Here is a 14,067-nt window from a genome sequence, read left to right as displayed (position 1 = left end):
CTCCCTTTATTTGATTTCATTGAGAGTATATACTTTTACACTTGGCAAATCCTTACACGCTTCTAGCAGTTGTTTACGCCTTACCTCTGAAGTAGTTAGCCAAACAATAGTAGGGAAGTAACCAAATTGCAGACGGAATTTGTGTATCATTTGTATATATCGCTTAATCTTCTCCCGGTTTTCTTTCATCGTTTGCAAATTGTCAACTTCTAGGAAATGATGAAAGTTATTTCTAGTAAACATAGCATCTACAATAATATATTTATTTTCTAATATCACTTTCATTTCATTTTGCCAATCCCTAGGATATCCATAATAAAGCCATAATTGATTACGCATGATAGTATGCTGAACATGGTTTCCTTTTTTTCGTATTTTGTCACACCCTACATACTCTCGACCGATTTTGGAAAGATAATACACAGTCTGATGCCCCTCTTTAACTGTCATAAGATAGTCAGACAAGTTGAAAAGTACTCTATTAGTATTTCTAACTTTTCCTAGATTAAATCGTTTGTTTAACTGATCTCGTGTAAGAAAGTCAAACTTTTTCAAAAGTAATAATATTTCTTCGTCCCTGGGGCTTAAATTCTTCTTCAAATGGTAAGACCTCCTTTTCAATGATGTGAGGAGCAATAGTAGTTTTTATGATGTTTGATGATATATAAGGGGTTTGTAATATTTCACGTTTGTCAGCAGTCTGATATATTGCACGGCCTACTATCTGTGGTAATTTATCAGCACCACCCGAGTCTAATACAACTCGAGAAGCTACTTCTGATTGCACACGAAAACACAATTTTGCATCTGAATTCTGCTTTATTTGGTTATTAACGACTGTCCCTAGTGGGTACTGAGTTGCTACAATGAGCCTAAACCCCAACCCAGCACCAAGACGAGCGATTTGCGACATATATTTTTGACAGGCTATTTTGAGTTTTTTTTCATCAGAATCTATTGCTTCATAAGGATTTAATTCACCTACTTCATCCACAATGATGAAATATCGTTCTTTTATATTTGCTTCCTGTACCTTCTTTTTTCCTAACTTTCTTAATCGTTTTTGAATATTTATCATAGTGTCATATGCTTTATTTAAAGTTTCTAATGCATCTTCAGGCTCAAAGGCAATAGAGACGGTTTGTTTAAGATTTTGGTAATCGCTAAATTCAACTCCACCTTTTAAATCAATAAGGAAAAGTTTTACGTGATCAGATTTACTTTGTATAAGGCTCACTATTATGGAGTTGATGAAGTTACTTTTACCATATCGGGTTGCTCCCCCTAACACGAAATGTGGGGTTTTCTCAAAGTCATGAAATTTAAATTCGTTTTTGTTCCTCGTAATGCCAACTGGCACTTGCCAGTTGTCGCCATTAATAAAGTTGACTTGAATAGGTAGTGGCTTGTCATAAATGCGAATAATTAATAACCCGTCAAAGTCCAATTCTATCTCTTTGTTTTCAGTTAATTTATTTTTCCATAACTCTTGAAATTGCAGAACGACATTTGCATCTAAGTTGAGTGACTTTATATCATTAAAAGAAATACGTTTCCTCCTGTTATTAATGCCGTCTTGTAAAATATCCATTTTGTTTAGATAATCATTAAAACTACGGCCTAAGGGAATTCGATACTTATATTCCCATCCCCAATCATGTTGTTTTTTCTTGATTAATTGAGTAGTAAGTGTGTCTTTACCATCTTTTACATTCAAACCGGATAATGAAATAATCCTTTGGATCTTGCCGCTATCATTAGTAGCAAGACCTTTCTTTTTAATAAAAGCATTTAATGCAATTCCACCCATCAATGAAGTAGTCAAAACTTCGAAAATCATTCAGTCTTCCTCCCTTTGAATACTCTCACACAGGTTATCTTACATAGTAAGAGTTGCGCTAAACTAGCACGATTGAAATCATTAGTAAACTATCGAAATTAAAGGATTTTGGATGTGCTAAGTTGAAATACTAGGGTAGTACTTTAATTAGCAGTAATTCAGGTAGCGTTTTAGGTATGTTATATCTTATTACATTTAACGTAAAAGAATAACTTGTTTAACAGAAAAATTTTACATTTAACATAAAAGGAGTATTTGCTATGGATCATGAGATTGTAATAAAGTTGAATAAACTGTTATTAGATCATAAAATGACCTACCAAGAATTAGCTAATAGGACCGGGTTATCGACAAGAACTATTTCTGAATTAGTAAACAATAAAATAGAACGAATACCAAAGAGTGCTATATGTAAAATTGCTGATGTATTAGAGGTGAAGGATATACGAGAAATACTTGATTTTAAAAACTAGACAACAGTAAGACTGTATAGGCGTTAAGAAAATAAAAAGCCCAACCACATACATTGTGGAAGGACTTAAAAATATGTTTACCATGATCCAGTATCTTTACCAAATGCTTTTACTTCATCGCTCATAAATTCTACTTCAGATGCATCTAAAATTAGACCAGACATTGGATCGTTGTCATTAGGAAAAAATTTGTCTTTTTGCACGGTATACTGTGTAATTTTTTTATCATTTTGACTAACAATTATAGTTATTGTTTTAGCTTCTTCGAGGTCATCTTGTTGGATGAAATCGAATGTTTGTTTAAGGATATTCTGAACAGCCATTCCTGGCTGTGCTTCTTCACTAATATTTAATTTAACTGTTAGGTGTTGATTAATGTCTATAGCATCTGTTAACTCAACATCTGTTACATATTCAAATATTGATGTATCAATGTCAGGTTCTATAGCTGCCTCAGTTTCGGTAGCTTGGACTTTTTCTTTATCTATAGTACCTTCCTTTTCAACAGTATCAACCTTTTCTTCGGATTCTTTTGTCTCAACAACAGAAGTGTCCTTTTTTTCATTTTCTGCCACTTCAGCATTATTACACCCACTTAAAACAATACCTACTATTAAGAATGTAACAAATAAAATAAAACATTTTTGGTTATTTAAATTTTTTATTGAGATACAGCTGCTTATCAAAGTATAATCCCCCTTTTTTAGGTCTTGGAACAATTATACTATTTATAGAAGAAGTTAACAGCTTGTATTTAAGCAAGGGTAAGTTTGGACATAAAATAAAACAATATTACTTTGCATATTTTTTACACTGGCTTCAGTAACCATATCCATAAAATCGCTACCTTAAAAAATGGCAAATCACTTTAGACTACTCTATATCTAATTAGTTTCTTCCTATATAATAAAAGCTTTCCGTGATACCATTTTTGATACCATTAATTCATTTATATTAAAAAAAACATTAAAAAGAATCTTGCGCTATTAGGGGGTAATAGCGTGGTAATGCAATTTTAGTCAGAACTTGCGCGAATCGATAGTCGAGATGGAAGGATCTATCGGTTAATATTTTATTAACTTTGATTCAATAATAAATGTATAATGAAAATCAATCGAACCAATATTGGATCGATGTGCATTTTCCTAAAGTGTAGGAGGCGAACTTTTAAGTTCGTCTTCTTTTTTTTATTTAAAATGGGGAAATATTATAGCTACCTTAAAGAGGTTAATTATATTTCATTAAATTGTATAATTATGGAATTAAATATATAATATATTTAGGCAAGTTAAATCTTTGTTGATTGGAACAACAGTCGGCGACTCGTACTCGTAAAAGTTGAATATAAAAGTGAGAAACAAATTGACGTTATTACAAAGAGAGAATAAGAAATTAATAAAACGCAGATTAAAAAAGATGAGGTGAAAAAAATCATTAAGCCAACTAAATTTAATGAAGAAACTTGTTTAGCACTTGCGATAAAACTTCTGATAAAAATAGGTGAGCTGAAAATGTATGAAGTTATAATTCAAAGGTTTATCAGTGAAGGAAATTATGAAAATTTGTATAAGTTGCTATTAAGATGTCAGCATAAAGAACGTTATAAAAAACTATTAGAAAATCCGTATTGGAGTATGCCAAAAAACTTTGATGCCAAAAAATGTTTGGCACAGACATTATCATATTTACTTGGAGTAGGGGAATTGGAGCACAATGAGACGGTAAATATTATTACAAATGAAAGTTATCCAGGTGTATATAAACTTTTAAACAGACAAATTCAAAGACTCATTTAGATATTTTCTAAGGTAGTTATTAATAGGAGGAAGAATAAAAGGTGGAGAACTACAGTAAAATTCTCGAAGAAATAGCTCAATCGTCTATCAATCATGGGTTTAGGAAGTTATCAAAATCTAAAGTAGACGAGAATTTAATATATGGTGATATACCGCAGGATTATAGAGATTTTTTAATGGAAGTAGGGTTTGGATCTGTAGCTGATGGATATTTTATGTTCTATGGTGGATTAATTGAAGCAGAAGAAATATATGATGTAGCCAATAATCCTGAAATAAAAAAGGTTTTATTATTCGGAGACAACTTTTCAGGTGATGCGATTGGATTTTTGCCTACGGAGAATTGGTCATTTGTTGAAATTTGGCACGAGGACTTAACAATTTTCCCAAGAGAAGAAAAGAACTTTTTAGAATTTGCAAGAAAGGTTTTCGCAAAGGAAATTTAAATTTTAGGAACAACCACTAAAAAAATATTTTGTCTATATAATAGCTCCAGCAATGGCATGTAAATTACAACATCCGAGTAAGTGTCAAGAAATAGGTAACAGGGTAAAGATATTTAGCAACAGGAGGGGACTCAGGCGGTGAGAAGTAAGATTCTCGCAACACTTTGGGTCTTTTCCGCAACACTTTGGCCTGTTCCTGCAACACTTGGGCGTTGTCTTGCAACAGTTGTCTCGCTCTGTGCAACACTTCCCCTGATATGCGCAACACTTTGTTTTCTCGCAACGCTTTGGCCGGTTCCTGCAACACTTGGGGTCTGTCACGCAACAGTTGTCTCGCTCTGTGCAACACTTCCCCTGATATACGCAACACTTTGTTTTCTCGCAATGCTTTGGCCTGTTACTGCAACAATTTTTTCAAAACACTTCACCTGCTGCCCACAAAACTTATTTAATAATTATTAGAAAAGTGGATATTTGGTCTATTTTTTTGTCTGATTGGTTAGGGAAATGATATGATACTAAGTATTAATAAAGAGGTGGTTTGATGATTAAGATTGGTTTAACTGGTTGGGGGGATCACCCAGATTTATACGTTTCGTCGCCTAAGGAGAAGCTGCAAGATTATAGTGCACATTTTCCAATTGTAGAGCTGGATGCGTCCTTTTATGCGATTCAACCACAACGGAATATAGAAAAATGGATTCGAGAGACTCCTGATAATTTTCAATTTATTGTAAAGGCCTATCAAGGAATAACGGGTCATCTCAGAGGAGAAAACCCTTTTAAAACGTCAGAGGAAATGTTTGAGAGCTACCGACAGATGCTTCGTCCTCTGAAGGAGGCGGGGAAGCTGGCGATGGTGCTTGTTCAATTTCCGCCTTGGTTTCAGTGTGAGAAGGACAATGTTCAATATATGAGGAGAATAAGGGAAGAACTAAAGGATTTTGAGGTGGTAATCGAGTTTCGCCATCAATCCTGGTATCTTCCAGAATATAAGGAGTCGACCATCCAATTTTTGAAGGAAAATAATTTTCATCATAGCGTTTGTGATGAGCCGCAAAATGGGGAAGGGAGTATACCTGTAGTTCCGATTGCTACTTCTGATAAAGTATTGGTTCGTCTTCACGGTAGAAACTTTTACGGATGGAAGAATCCTGGTAACAATGAAAAGTGGAGAGAAGTCCGCTATTTATATGATTATAATGAACAGGAGCTCCAATATATTCAACAAATATGTCAAACTCTATCAAAGCAGGCTTCGGAGGTGCTTGTGTTATTTAATAACAATTCAGGCGGTCATGCGGCTAAAAATGCTAAATCCTTTCAACACATGTTAGATATTGAATTTGACGGACTTGCTCCAAAGCAACTAAATCTTTTCGAAGGAGAATTTTAAATGGAGTGGTTTTTATTAGTGCTTAGCGGTCTTTTTTCCGGGGTGATAGGTGCCTTGGTAGGGCTAGGGGGCGGCGTTATTTTAGTGCCCGCAGTACTTTTTCTTGGTACTACGCTTGATTTGATACCAAATATTACACCACAAAGTGTGGTGGGTCTTTCGGTTGTCATGATGATCTTTATTGGCCTGTCTTCTACTCTATCCTATATGAAGTCTAAAACAGTAGATTTTAGAAGTGGATTTATATTTTTTATTGGCAGTATTCCGGGTACTATTTTAGGTGCTTGGGTTAATAAAGGATTAGATCTCCCGTCATTTAACCTATACTTTGGTATATTACTCGTTGCCCTATCTATTCTATTGCTTGTTCGTAAGTATTTGAAGCCGGTTCAATGGTTTGTTAATCATGGTAAGCAGCGGACGTTTAAGGATGGAGAAAATACATATGTATATGGTTTTCCGATTTGGTTTGCCGTTTCCTTAACGTTTGTAATTGGCTTTGCCTCAGGGTTATTTGGAATCGGTGGAGGATCGATGATTGTACCTGCTATGATTTTGTTATTTCTTTTTCCTCCACATGTTGCAGTGGGTACTTCCATGTTTATGGTGTTTTTATCGTCTATTGTCAATTCGGCAACCCATATATCATTAGGAAATGTTCCATGGCTATATACCATACCCGTTATCCCTGCTGCATATATTGGTGCGAAGATTGGTGCAAAGCTGAACAAAAAGTTGAACTCGGAAACACTAGTAACTGCCTTACGGATAGTGTTACTGTTACTTGGAATCCGCTCCATTATTGATGGGCTATTTTAAAAGAAAATTATAAAATGGTTAAAACATATGAAAGAGGTGGAGAGGGTGAAAGAAACGATTTATATTTATCATACAAATGACTTGCACAGTCATTTGGAAAATTGGCCTTCAATCCATCACTTTCTTTCAAATAAAAGAAAGATGCATGAAAAGAAGGATTCCTATCTTATTTTAGATATTGGGGATCACGTGGATCGCTCCAATATTTATACAGAAGGAACTCTGGGGAAGGGCAATGTAAAGCTTTTAAACGAGGCAAAGTATGACTATGTGACAATTGGTAATAACGAAGGGATAACGCTTAGTCATGAGGAATTAGACTCTTTATATACAGAAGCAAATTTTGAAGTAATTGTTTCAAATTTTACTAACTTGGATGGAGAGATTCCTAATTGGGTAAAGCCTTACAAAATTCATCAAACCCCCTCTGGCATTAAAATTGGAATTGTTGCTGCCACGGCAGATTATGGCGTTTACTATGAAAAACTTGGCTGGCATGTACAGGACCCTATACCACGATTAAAAAATGTGTGTAAGGAAATTTCCTCACAAGTAGATATTCTAATATGTATGTCACATTTGGGAAAATCACAGGATGAAATTCTGATTGAACAAATACCCTCATTGGATCTTATTTTAGGCGCTCACACCCATCATTTGTTCGAGGAGGGGAAATGGTTAGGGAACACTTTGCAGGCTGCTACAGGCAAATTTGGTATGTATATTGGACGTGTAATATTAGAATTTGATCATATTAGCAAGAAGATTGTTTCAAAAGAGGCTAAGGTATATCCGACCGACGAGCTACCCGTACCTGAATATGCAAGCAAACTCCAAAGTCGTTGGGAGTATGAAGGAAAAGCCCAGCTTTCTCATACTGTATTTAATAATCCAGTAAAGCTTGAAAAAGAATGGTTTCATGAATCTGAGCTCGCTAAATTTTTTGGGAAAGGGTTGCTCGAATATACAGGTGCTGATTGTGCAATGTTCCCAGCGGGTATATTTTTAAAAGATTTACCAGAGGGACCTGTAACTGCTGGAGACTTACATCAATGTCTTCCACATCCTATTAATCCTTGTATCATTACATTAAGTGGAGCAGATTTGCTAGAGATCATTGAGCAATCAAAAAATGATAAATGGCCTCACCTCGAAGTAAAAGGACTAGGCTTTCGTGGTAAATTCTTAGGTAATGTATTATTTGAACAAATAGTTGAAAGAGAAGATGGTGTTATCTTCATACAGGGAAGTCCGTTACTTATCCAGGACACCTACCGGCTGGCAACTTTGGATATGTTCACATTTGGATATTTCTTTCCTTCCTTTAAAACAGCAAAAAAACAATATATTATGCCAGAAACGATTCGAGACGTTGTGAAATGGTACGGAATAAAGGAAGAGCATAAGTGCAGGGCATAAAAGACCTTCTTGTTACATAAAAGTAATGAGGAGGTTTTTTCGTTGTTTTATCGAAAAAAGAAGAAACGTTTTATATTTTTTAGCACTCAACGTAAATTAGCTATCTTTTTGACATGCTTTCTCTTGTCGGTAGCTTGGGTGTTTTATTACATAAATGCCCAACTGACTCCAACTTATTTAGATTATGCAGAAGTACAAACTAATAAGATTGCCTCTATGGTAATTAGTAAAGCGATTAATTCACGTACGGCAAATGTGTTAGACGTAAACGATATTATTGAAGAAGTTCCTTCAGATAGTAAAAATATGGTGACGACTAAGTTTAATACGGAGATTATCAACCGAGTACTTTCTGATACAAATAGTTTAGTGCAATCTCATTTGGAACAGGCAGAAAAAGGAAATCTTTCTAGTCTTCCCTACTTGGATGATATTGAATATGATAAACATACAATGGAAGATCAAGGTGGGGTAGTATTCTTTGTGCCGATGGGGCAGGCTACAAATATACCTCTAATCGGAAACTTAGGGCCTAAAATCCCGATTCGTTTCCATGTAATAGGTAATGTTCAGTCCAATGTAGTGCCGACCATAACAGAGTTTGGGATAAATAATGCTTATGTAGAAATTAGTATCCATATTAAAGTAAATGTACAAATCATTGTGCCACTTGCGAGCAAAATGAGTGTAGTTGAACAAAATATCCCTGTTGCAATGGGCTTAGTACAGGGACAGGTGCCTCATATTTATACCGGAGGAGATGGGTCTGCTGCTCCATCAGTGGAGGTACCAATACCATTGCCGGAAGATTAAAAAAAAGGCGGTTTTTATAAAAGCCTGTTAGAATAGAAAGAAATGAATAATGAATAGGTAGAGGCTGCGAGGCTTAAGAGTAATTTACAGGAGGTTGACACCGTTGATCGTAGATGAAAGGAAGCTTTGCCGAAGCTAAGTATTAATAGTCATAGGATACTTAGTTGGGGTTATTTTGAATAAAAATAACACTGTCATTTATACTTAAGTATAGATGGGGAGCTACAAATGAAGTAAGTATTTAACTTATAGTTCATAATCAAGCCAACCTATATATATTTATAGGTTGGCTTTTCGATTTTTAAGGAGGAACAGTTTTGGAGAATACTATTTTTTCGTTAGTGCCACCATTATTGGCAATTATTATGGTTTTAGTGACTAAAAGAGTTTTACTTTCATTGGGAGCGGGGATTCTTTCCGCCGCATTACTTGTAGAGAATTTTAACCCAGTACAATCTTTTCTTTTATTATGGGACTCATTTAAAGTATCCTTTTGGGATGGTGGGTTAAACGTATATAACATATATATTTTAGCTTTTATATTATTATTAGGAGTAGTAACAGCTTTCGTTAGTCTTTCCGGTGGTAGCACAGCATTTGCTGCTTGGGCTATCAAAAGAATCAAAACAAAAAGAGGATCTAAACTTTTAACTGCTTTTTTGGGGATTATCATTTTTGTGGATGATTATTTTAATGCATTAGCAGTTGGGCAAATCGCTAGACCTATTACAGACTCTCATAAAGTTTCTCGTGCAAAGCTTGCTTATTTTATCGATTCCACCTCTGCACCAGTTTGTGTAGTGTCTCCAGTCTCTAGTTGGGGAGCTTTCCTAATCAGTCAGCTTGGTGTAATTTTTGCTACACATGCGGTGACTGATTATACACCGCTGGAGGCATTTGTGTTAATGGCACCGATGAACTTCTATGTAATCGCAACATTAGCATTGGTCTTTTTTACAGCATGGACTGACTTTGATTTGTTTGAGATGAAAAAGCATGAAAGACGAGCGATGGATACAGGCGTACTTTTTGACCCGGAGAAAACAAATCCTGGAGATTTAGAGGGTGATTTCCCGGAAAATAATTATGGTAAGGTGATTGATTTATTACTTCCTATTATTTCTTTAGTGGTTGTCACTTTAGGAAGTATGTTTTGGACGGGTTATAGCCTTTCAGGAAAAGTTTTAGACATTTTTATAATCTTTGAACATACAGATGTACCTCTTTCGTTATTTATAGGGGGACTGACAGCTAGTATAATCGCAATGATTTTATATATACGCCAATTTAAAACGAACCCAGAGGCAAACATGACTTACGTGTGGAAAGCCATATGCACAGGTGTTAAATCTATGCTTCCAGCTATTTTGATATTAGTGTTTGCTTGGTCGTTGTCTTATTTAATCACAGCTTTAGAAACTGGAGCATTTTTAGCTACTTTAGTTACGGAAAACAATGTACCAGTAGGTGTGATACCTGTATTAATGTTCGTGTTAACAGCATTTATGGCTTTTGCAACTGGATCATCTTGGGGTTCTTTTGGAATCTTACTTCCTATTGGAGCGAGTATCATCATGGCGATTGAGCCTCAATTATTGCTTCCAGTCTTAGCTGCTGTTTTAGCAGGAGCAGTTTTTGGAGACCATTGCTCACCAATCTCCGATACGACTATTATGTCTGCCACAGGAGCAGGTGTTAATGTAATTGACCACGTAATGACTCAGCTGCCCTATGCTATTATTAGCGCAATTATTGCAGCAGTAGGTTACTTGGTACTAGGCTTAACAAGCTCTGTCTTGATAGGGTTAATAACAGTTATAATTATAATTGTTTTGTTGTTTGCCTTTTGGTCGATTAGAAGCAAAAGAGTGGTTCAATAGTTCTGCCCGTTGATTTTAGAAGGTTGTTTGAATTCTAATAATATGGTACATTGACATCAGTAAAGTCAGATTAATGGGAATGGGGTATGGAATCGTGACAGCGTGTAAACCACCAAAAGAACAGCATGAACGCAAGCCTGACTGGCTAAAAATAAAGTTAAATACCAATGAGGATTATAAAGGCTTAAAAAAATTAATGCGTGAAAATAATTTAAATACAGTTTGTGAAGAAGCAAGATGTCCAAACATTCATGAATGCTGGGGATCGCGACGTACTGCGACATTCATGATTTTAGGAGCTGTGTGTACAAGAGCTTGTCGTTTTTGTGCTGTAAAGACAGGTCTTCCTAACGAGTTAGACTTGGCAGAACCAGAGCGAGTAGCAGATTCAGTTGTCATTATGAATCTAAAACACGTAGTTGTAACAGCGGTAGCCCGTGATGATTTAAAGGATGGTGGTTCGGAGGTCTTTGCAGAGACAATTCGAGCAATTCGTCGAAAAAATCCTTTTACAACTATTGAAGTATTGCCCTCAGATATGGGTGGTATTGAGCAAAACATTCGTAATATAATGGATGCTAAGCCGGATATTCTAAATCATAATATTGAAACAGTACGACGTTTAACTCCAAGAGTTAGAGCGCGTGCTCAATATGACCGATCTTTAGAGTTATTAAAACGTGCTAAGGAAATGCAACCGACTATTCCTACGAAGTCTTCGTTAATGCTAGGTCTAGGGGAAACATTTGAAGAAATTATAGAGGTTATGGATGATTTACGTGCTCACGATGTAGATATCATGACTATTGGCCAATACTTACAACCAACAAAAAAACATCTTAAAGTACAAAAATATTATTCACCAGCTGAGTTTGGAGAATTACGTAAAATTGCCATGAGCAAGGGCTTCTCTCATTGTGAGGCAGGACCACTAGTTAGAAGTAGTTATCATGCGGATGAACAGGTAAATGCAGCAGCGAAGCAACGACAACTGCAAGGTGAGGAATTACTAGCTATTCAAAATAGCTAATGGATGGTGAGCGAATGATTATTGCTGAAGGTTTCACTTATGAAGTGATTGAGGATTTTCGAGAGGCTTTTAAAGAAGAAGCATTTATAGAGCGTTATAGTGAGATTTTAACGAAGTATGATTATATAATGGGCGACTGGGGCTACGGTCAGCTTCGTCTAAAGGGCTTTTTCGAGGATCGAAATCATAAAGCAACATTTGATACGAAAATTAGCACTATGAAGGATTACTTATACGAGTATTGTAACTTTGGGTGTGCTTACTTTATTGTTAAAAAAACAGGGGTAGCACCAAAAACGGTCCCACTCGAACTAGTAAAAGATAAGAAAGAAAACCTTGAGCAAGATCAATTATGATCTGCTCAAGGTTTTTCTTTTTATAAAAATCTATACAATATTCCACTTTAGCTCAGTAATTCTCTTAGATAATCTCTTAGCTCCGTTGCTTCAGCTTCAGATCTATTAAAAACATGCTCTAAGTAGCCAGGTTCTTCCACATCATCCGACCCAATAATAGCTGATCGATTGTATTGAATGTCCATCACAAGTACCTTACCGAAAAATCGAGAACTCTGGACAATTGCTAAATCATATCGCTGGCTTTCTCCAGTAAATCCAACGAATCTTGTTTTTGTATCTTCGACGTCATCATACAAGAAAAATCGTTCCACCCTTGACACTCCTTCCTTACCTATGAATTATGGTACTATAGAATAGAACTATATATCAACTGACCAAGAATTAGGAGGCTGTGCAATGTATTTTGTGGACCGTAAAAGTATTGCAATGACATTGAAGCATATGAGAGAATTGCTTGACTTAATAGATAGTAAAAAAGATTGGAATGAAAATAATATAACGAAACTTGCATTAGAGCGAGTGGGACAAAATATGATTGAGTCCATTATAGATGTAGGTAACTCAATGATTGATGGCTTCATTATGAGGGATCCAGGTGGCTATGATGACATAATTGATATTTTGACTGATGAAAAAGTAATTACAGCTGAGATGGATGCGCCTTTAAAAGCTGTTATTGAAATGAGAAAAGAGCTTGTGAGACATTTCTTTTCCGTAGACCATAAGCAATTAGAAAGTGTTCTAGTGAAGAATCTCCCTTATTTACAACTGTTTCCAGAAAGAGTAGAAAATTATTTAATTAATGAGCTTGGGCCAGTTTCAGCATTTTTACCGGAGGACTCCGATGTCCGCCTATAAAGGATACTTTTTAGATTTAGATGGAACTGTATATAAGGGACTAACACCAATTCAGGAATCTGTAGATTTTGTACATTATTTGCAAAACAATGGGATTGAACCTTTTTTCGTTACTAATAACTCTTCTATGACTCAAAAGCAGCTACAAGCGAAGCTAGCGAAGATGGACATACATACTACTGAGGAGCAAATTATCTCTTCATCGATTGCAGCTGCTAATTACATTGCCGAGCATTATCCTGCAAAAAGCGTTTTTATGATTGGAGAGAAGGGCTTGGAGGATGCTTTATGTTCTGTAGGAATTGAGCCAACGGATGACTTAGCAGAGGTGGTTGTCATGGGAATAGACCATAAAGTCAATTACGAAAAGCTCGCACAAGCTTGTTTGTCAATTAGGGCTGGAGCGGCGTTTATCTCTACAAATAGCGACCACGCTTTCCCAAGTGAAAGAGGCTATCTTCCAGGGAATGGAGCCTTCACCAAATTAGTAGAGCATTCTACAGGTGTTGAACCTATTTTTACTGGAAAGCCGCAACCGTTTATGCTTGAGTTTATTCAAAAAAAGTATGGGTTTAAAAAAGAAGAGATGGTGATGATTGGAGACAATTATCAAACAGACATATTAACCGGCATTCACATGGGAATTGATACTGCTCACGTCAATACTGGAGTTAATAGAACGGAAGAAGTTCAAATGTTCCTTCAAAAACCGACTCATTTTTTAGAAACTTTACATGACTGGATAAAATAAAACACCATTCATTGTTTGGAAGAACAATATAATAACTGTATTAAATAAGGTATTCCTGTTGAGCTTAGAACAGAGAATACCTTATTTCTTTTTCTCACTCATAAATGGAGTAATGCTATTTATGGAATGAATGTATGAAATTGATTTAATAGATTAAAATATATAAAAGGTATCGAGAGAATATCTT

At 35.7% G+C, this 14,067-nt stretch carries 16 protein-coding genes and 1 riboswitch; of the genes, 12 read left to right on the top strand and 4 right to left on the bottom strand.

Going from position 1 to position 14,067, the window contains the following annotated elements:
• Window positions 1-6: 6 nt before the first annotated feature.
• A complete protein-coding gene (locus MHB55_RS14830; RefSeq protein WP_340863493.1) occupies window positions 7-600 on the bottom strand; it encodes a replication-relaxation family protein in 594 nt (197 codons plus the stop codon).
• Window positions 542-1,840 (bottom strand): FtsK/SpoIIIE domain-containing protein, encoded by a 1,299-nt coding sequence (locus tag MHB55_RS14825; RefSeq protein ID WP_340863492.1) that lies wholly within the window; start codon window positions 1,838-1,840, stop codon window positions 542-544. The genes MHB55_RS14830 and MHB55_RS14825 overlap by 59 nt, the downstream gene beginning before the upstream one ends.
• 260 nt (window positions 1,841-2,100) lie before the next feature.
• Here MHB55_RS14825 and MHB55_RS14820 point away from each other — a divergent pair, with 260 nt between their 5' ends.
• Window positions 2,101-2,313, top strand: coding sequence for a helix-turn-helix domain-containing protein (locus tag MHB55_RS14820; protein ID WP_340863491.1), 213 nt, complete (start codon window positions 2,101-2,103; stop codon window positions 2,311-2,313).
• A 77-nt stretch (window positions 2,314-2,390) separates the two neighbouring features.
• Here MHB55_RS14820 and MHB55_RS14815 read toward each other — a convergent pair whose 3' ends face one another.
• Window positions 2,391-2,999, bottom strand: a complete 609-nt coding sequence (locus MHB55_RS14815) for a hypothetical protein (RefSeq protein WP_340863490.1) — start codon at window positions 2,997-2,999, stop codon at window positions 2,391-2,393.
• 735 nt (window positions 3,000-3,734) lie between these two features.
• Between MHB55_RS14815 and MHB55_RS14810 the strand changes: the two genes are divergently transcribed.
• The 9 genes from MHB55_RS14810 to MHB55_RS14770 all read left to right on the top strand — a co-directional run bounded on the left by MHB55_RS14810 (window position 3,735) and on the right by MHB55_RS14770 (window position 12,268).
• Window positions 3,735-4,109 carry a hypothetical protein gene (locus MHB55_RS14810; RefSeq protein WP_340863489.1) on the top strand — a complete coding sequence of 125 codons (375 nt, stop codon included), beginning with the start codon at window positions 3,735-3,737 and terminating at the stop codon, window positions 4,107-4,109.
• 41 nt (window positions 4,110-4,150) lie between these two features.
• On the top strand, window positions 4,151-4,555 hold the full coding sequence (locus tag MHB55_RS14805; protein ID WP_340863488.1) for an SMI1/KNR4 family protein: 405 nt from the start codon (window positions 4,151-4,153) through the stop codon (window positions 4,553-4,555).
• Window positions 4,556-5,099: 544 nt separating this feature from the next.
• On the top strand, window positions 5,100-5,951 hold the full coding sequence (locus tag MHB55_RS14800; protein WP_144538646.1) for a DUF72 domain-containing protein: 852 nt from the start codon (window positions 5,100-5,102) through the stop codon (window positions 5,949-5,951).
• Window positions 5,952-6,770, top strand: a complete 819-nt coding sequence (locus tag MHB55_RS14795; RefSeq protein WP_144538645.1) for a sulfite exporter TauE/SafE family protein — start codon at window positions 5,952-5,954, stop codon at window positions 6,768-6,770.
• 45 nt (window positions 6,771-6,815) lie between these two features.
• Entirely contained in the window at window positions 6,816-8,189 is a 1,374-nt protein-coding gene (locus MHB55_RS14790) for a bifunctional metallophosphatase/5'-nucleotidase (protein ID WP_340863487.1), read from the top strand.
• Window positions 8,190-8,231: 42 nt separating this feature from the next.
• The gene (gene yunB / locus MHB55_RS14785) at window positions 8,232-9,002 is read left to right on the top strand and encodes a sporulation protein YunB (protein ID WP_154310208.1); all 771 of its coding nucleotides are present in this window, start codon (window positions 8,232-8,234) and stop codon (window positions 9,000-9,002) included.
• A gap of 50 nt (window positions 9,003-9,052) precedes the next feature.
• A riboswitch (Lysine riboswitch) is annotated at window positions 9,053-9,235 on the top strand.
• An 84-nt stretch (window positions 9,236-9,319) separates the two neighbouring features.
• Window positions 9,320-10,882, top strand: a complete 1,563-nt coding sequence (locus MHB55_RS14780) for a Na+/H+ antiporter NhaC family protein (RefSeq protein ID WP_340863486.1) — start codon at window positions 9,320-9,322, stop codon at window positions 10,880-10,882.
• A 94-nt stretch (window positions 10,883-10,976) separates the two neighbouring features.
• A complete protein-coding gene (gene lipA / locus MHB55_RS14775) occupies window positions 10,977-11,912 on the top strand; it encodes a lipoyl synthase (RefSeq protein ID WP_144538641.1) in 936 nt (311 codons plus the stop codon).
• Window positions 11,913-11,926: 14 nt separating this feature from the next.
• Complete coding sequence (locus MHB55_RS14770) at window positions 11,927-12,268, top strand: YutD family protein (protein WP_144538640.1); 342 nt, start codon at window positions 11,927-11,929, stop codon at window positions 12,266-12,268.
• 47 nt (window positions 12,269-12,315) lie between these two features.
• On the opposite strand, the gene MHB55_RS14765 is transcribed toward MHB55_RS14770, so the two are convergent.
• Complete coding sequence (locus MHB55_RS14765) at window positions 12,316-12,582, bottom strand: DUF3055 domain-containing protein (protein WP_144538639.1); 267 nt, start codon at window positions 12,580-12,582, stop codon at window positions 12,316-12,318.
• 85 nt (window positions 12,583-12,667) lie between these two features.
• Between MHB55_RS14765 and MHB55_RS14760 the strand changes: the two genes are divergently transcribed.
• Together MHB55_RS14760 and MHB55_RS14755 are read left to right on the top strand one after the other, a co-directional pair.
• Window positions 12,668-13,129, top strand: coding sequence for a DUF86 domain-containing protein (locus MHB55_RS14760; RefSeq protein ID WP_144538638.1), 462 nt, complete (start codon window positions 12,668-12,670; stop codon window positions 13,127-13,129).
• Complete coding sequence (locus MHB55_RS14755; RefSeq protein ID WP_154310212.1) at window positions 13,116-13,880, top strand: TIGR01457 family HAD-type hydrolase; 765 nt, start codon at window positions 13,116-13,118, stop codon at window positions 13,878-13,880. The genes MHB55_RS14760 and MHB55_RS14755 overlap by 14 nt, the downstream gene beginning before the upstream one ends.
• Window positions 13,881-14,067: the final 187 nt, after the last annotated feature.

The organism is Psychrobacillus sp. FSL K6-1267 (assembly GCF_038003265.1).
GTDB lineage: Bacteria > Bacillota > Bacilli > Bacillales_A > Planococcaceae > Psychrobacillus > Psychrobacillus faecigallinarum.
This window is presented reverse-complemented; position numbering and strand designations above follow the sequence as displayed.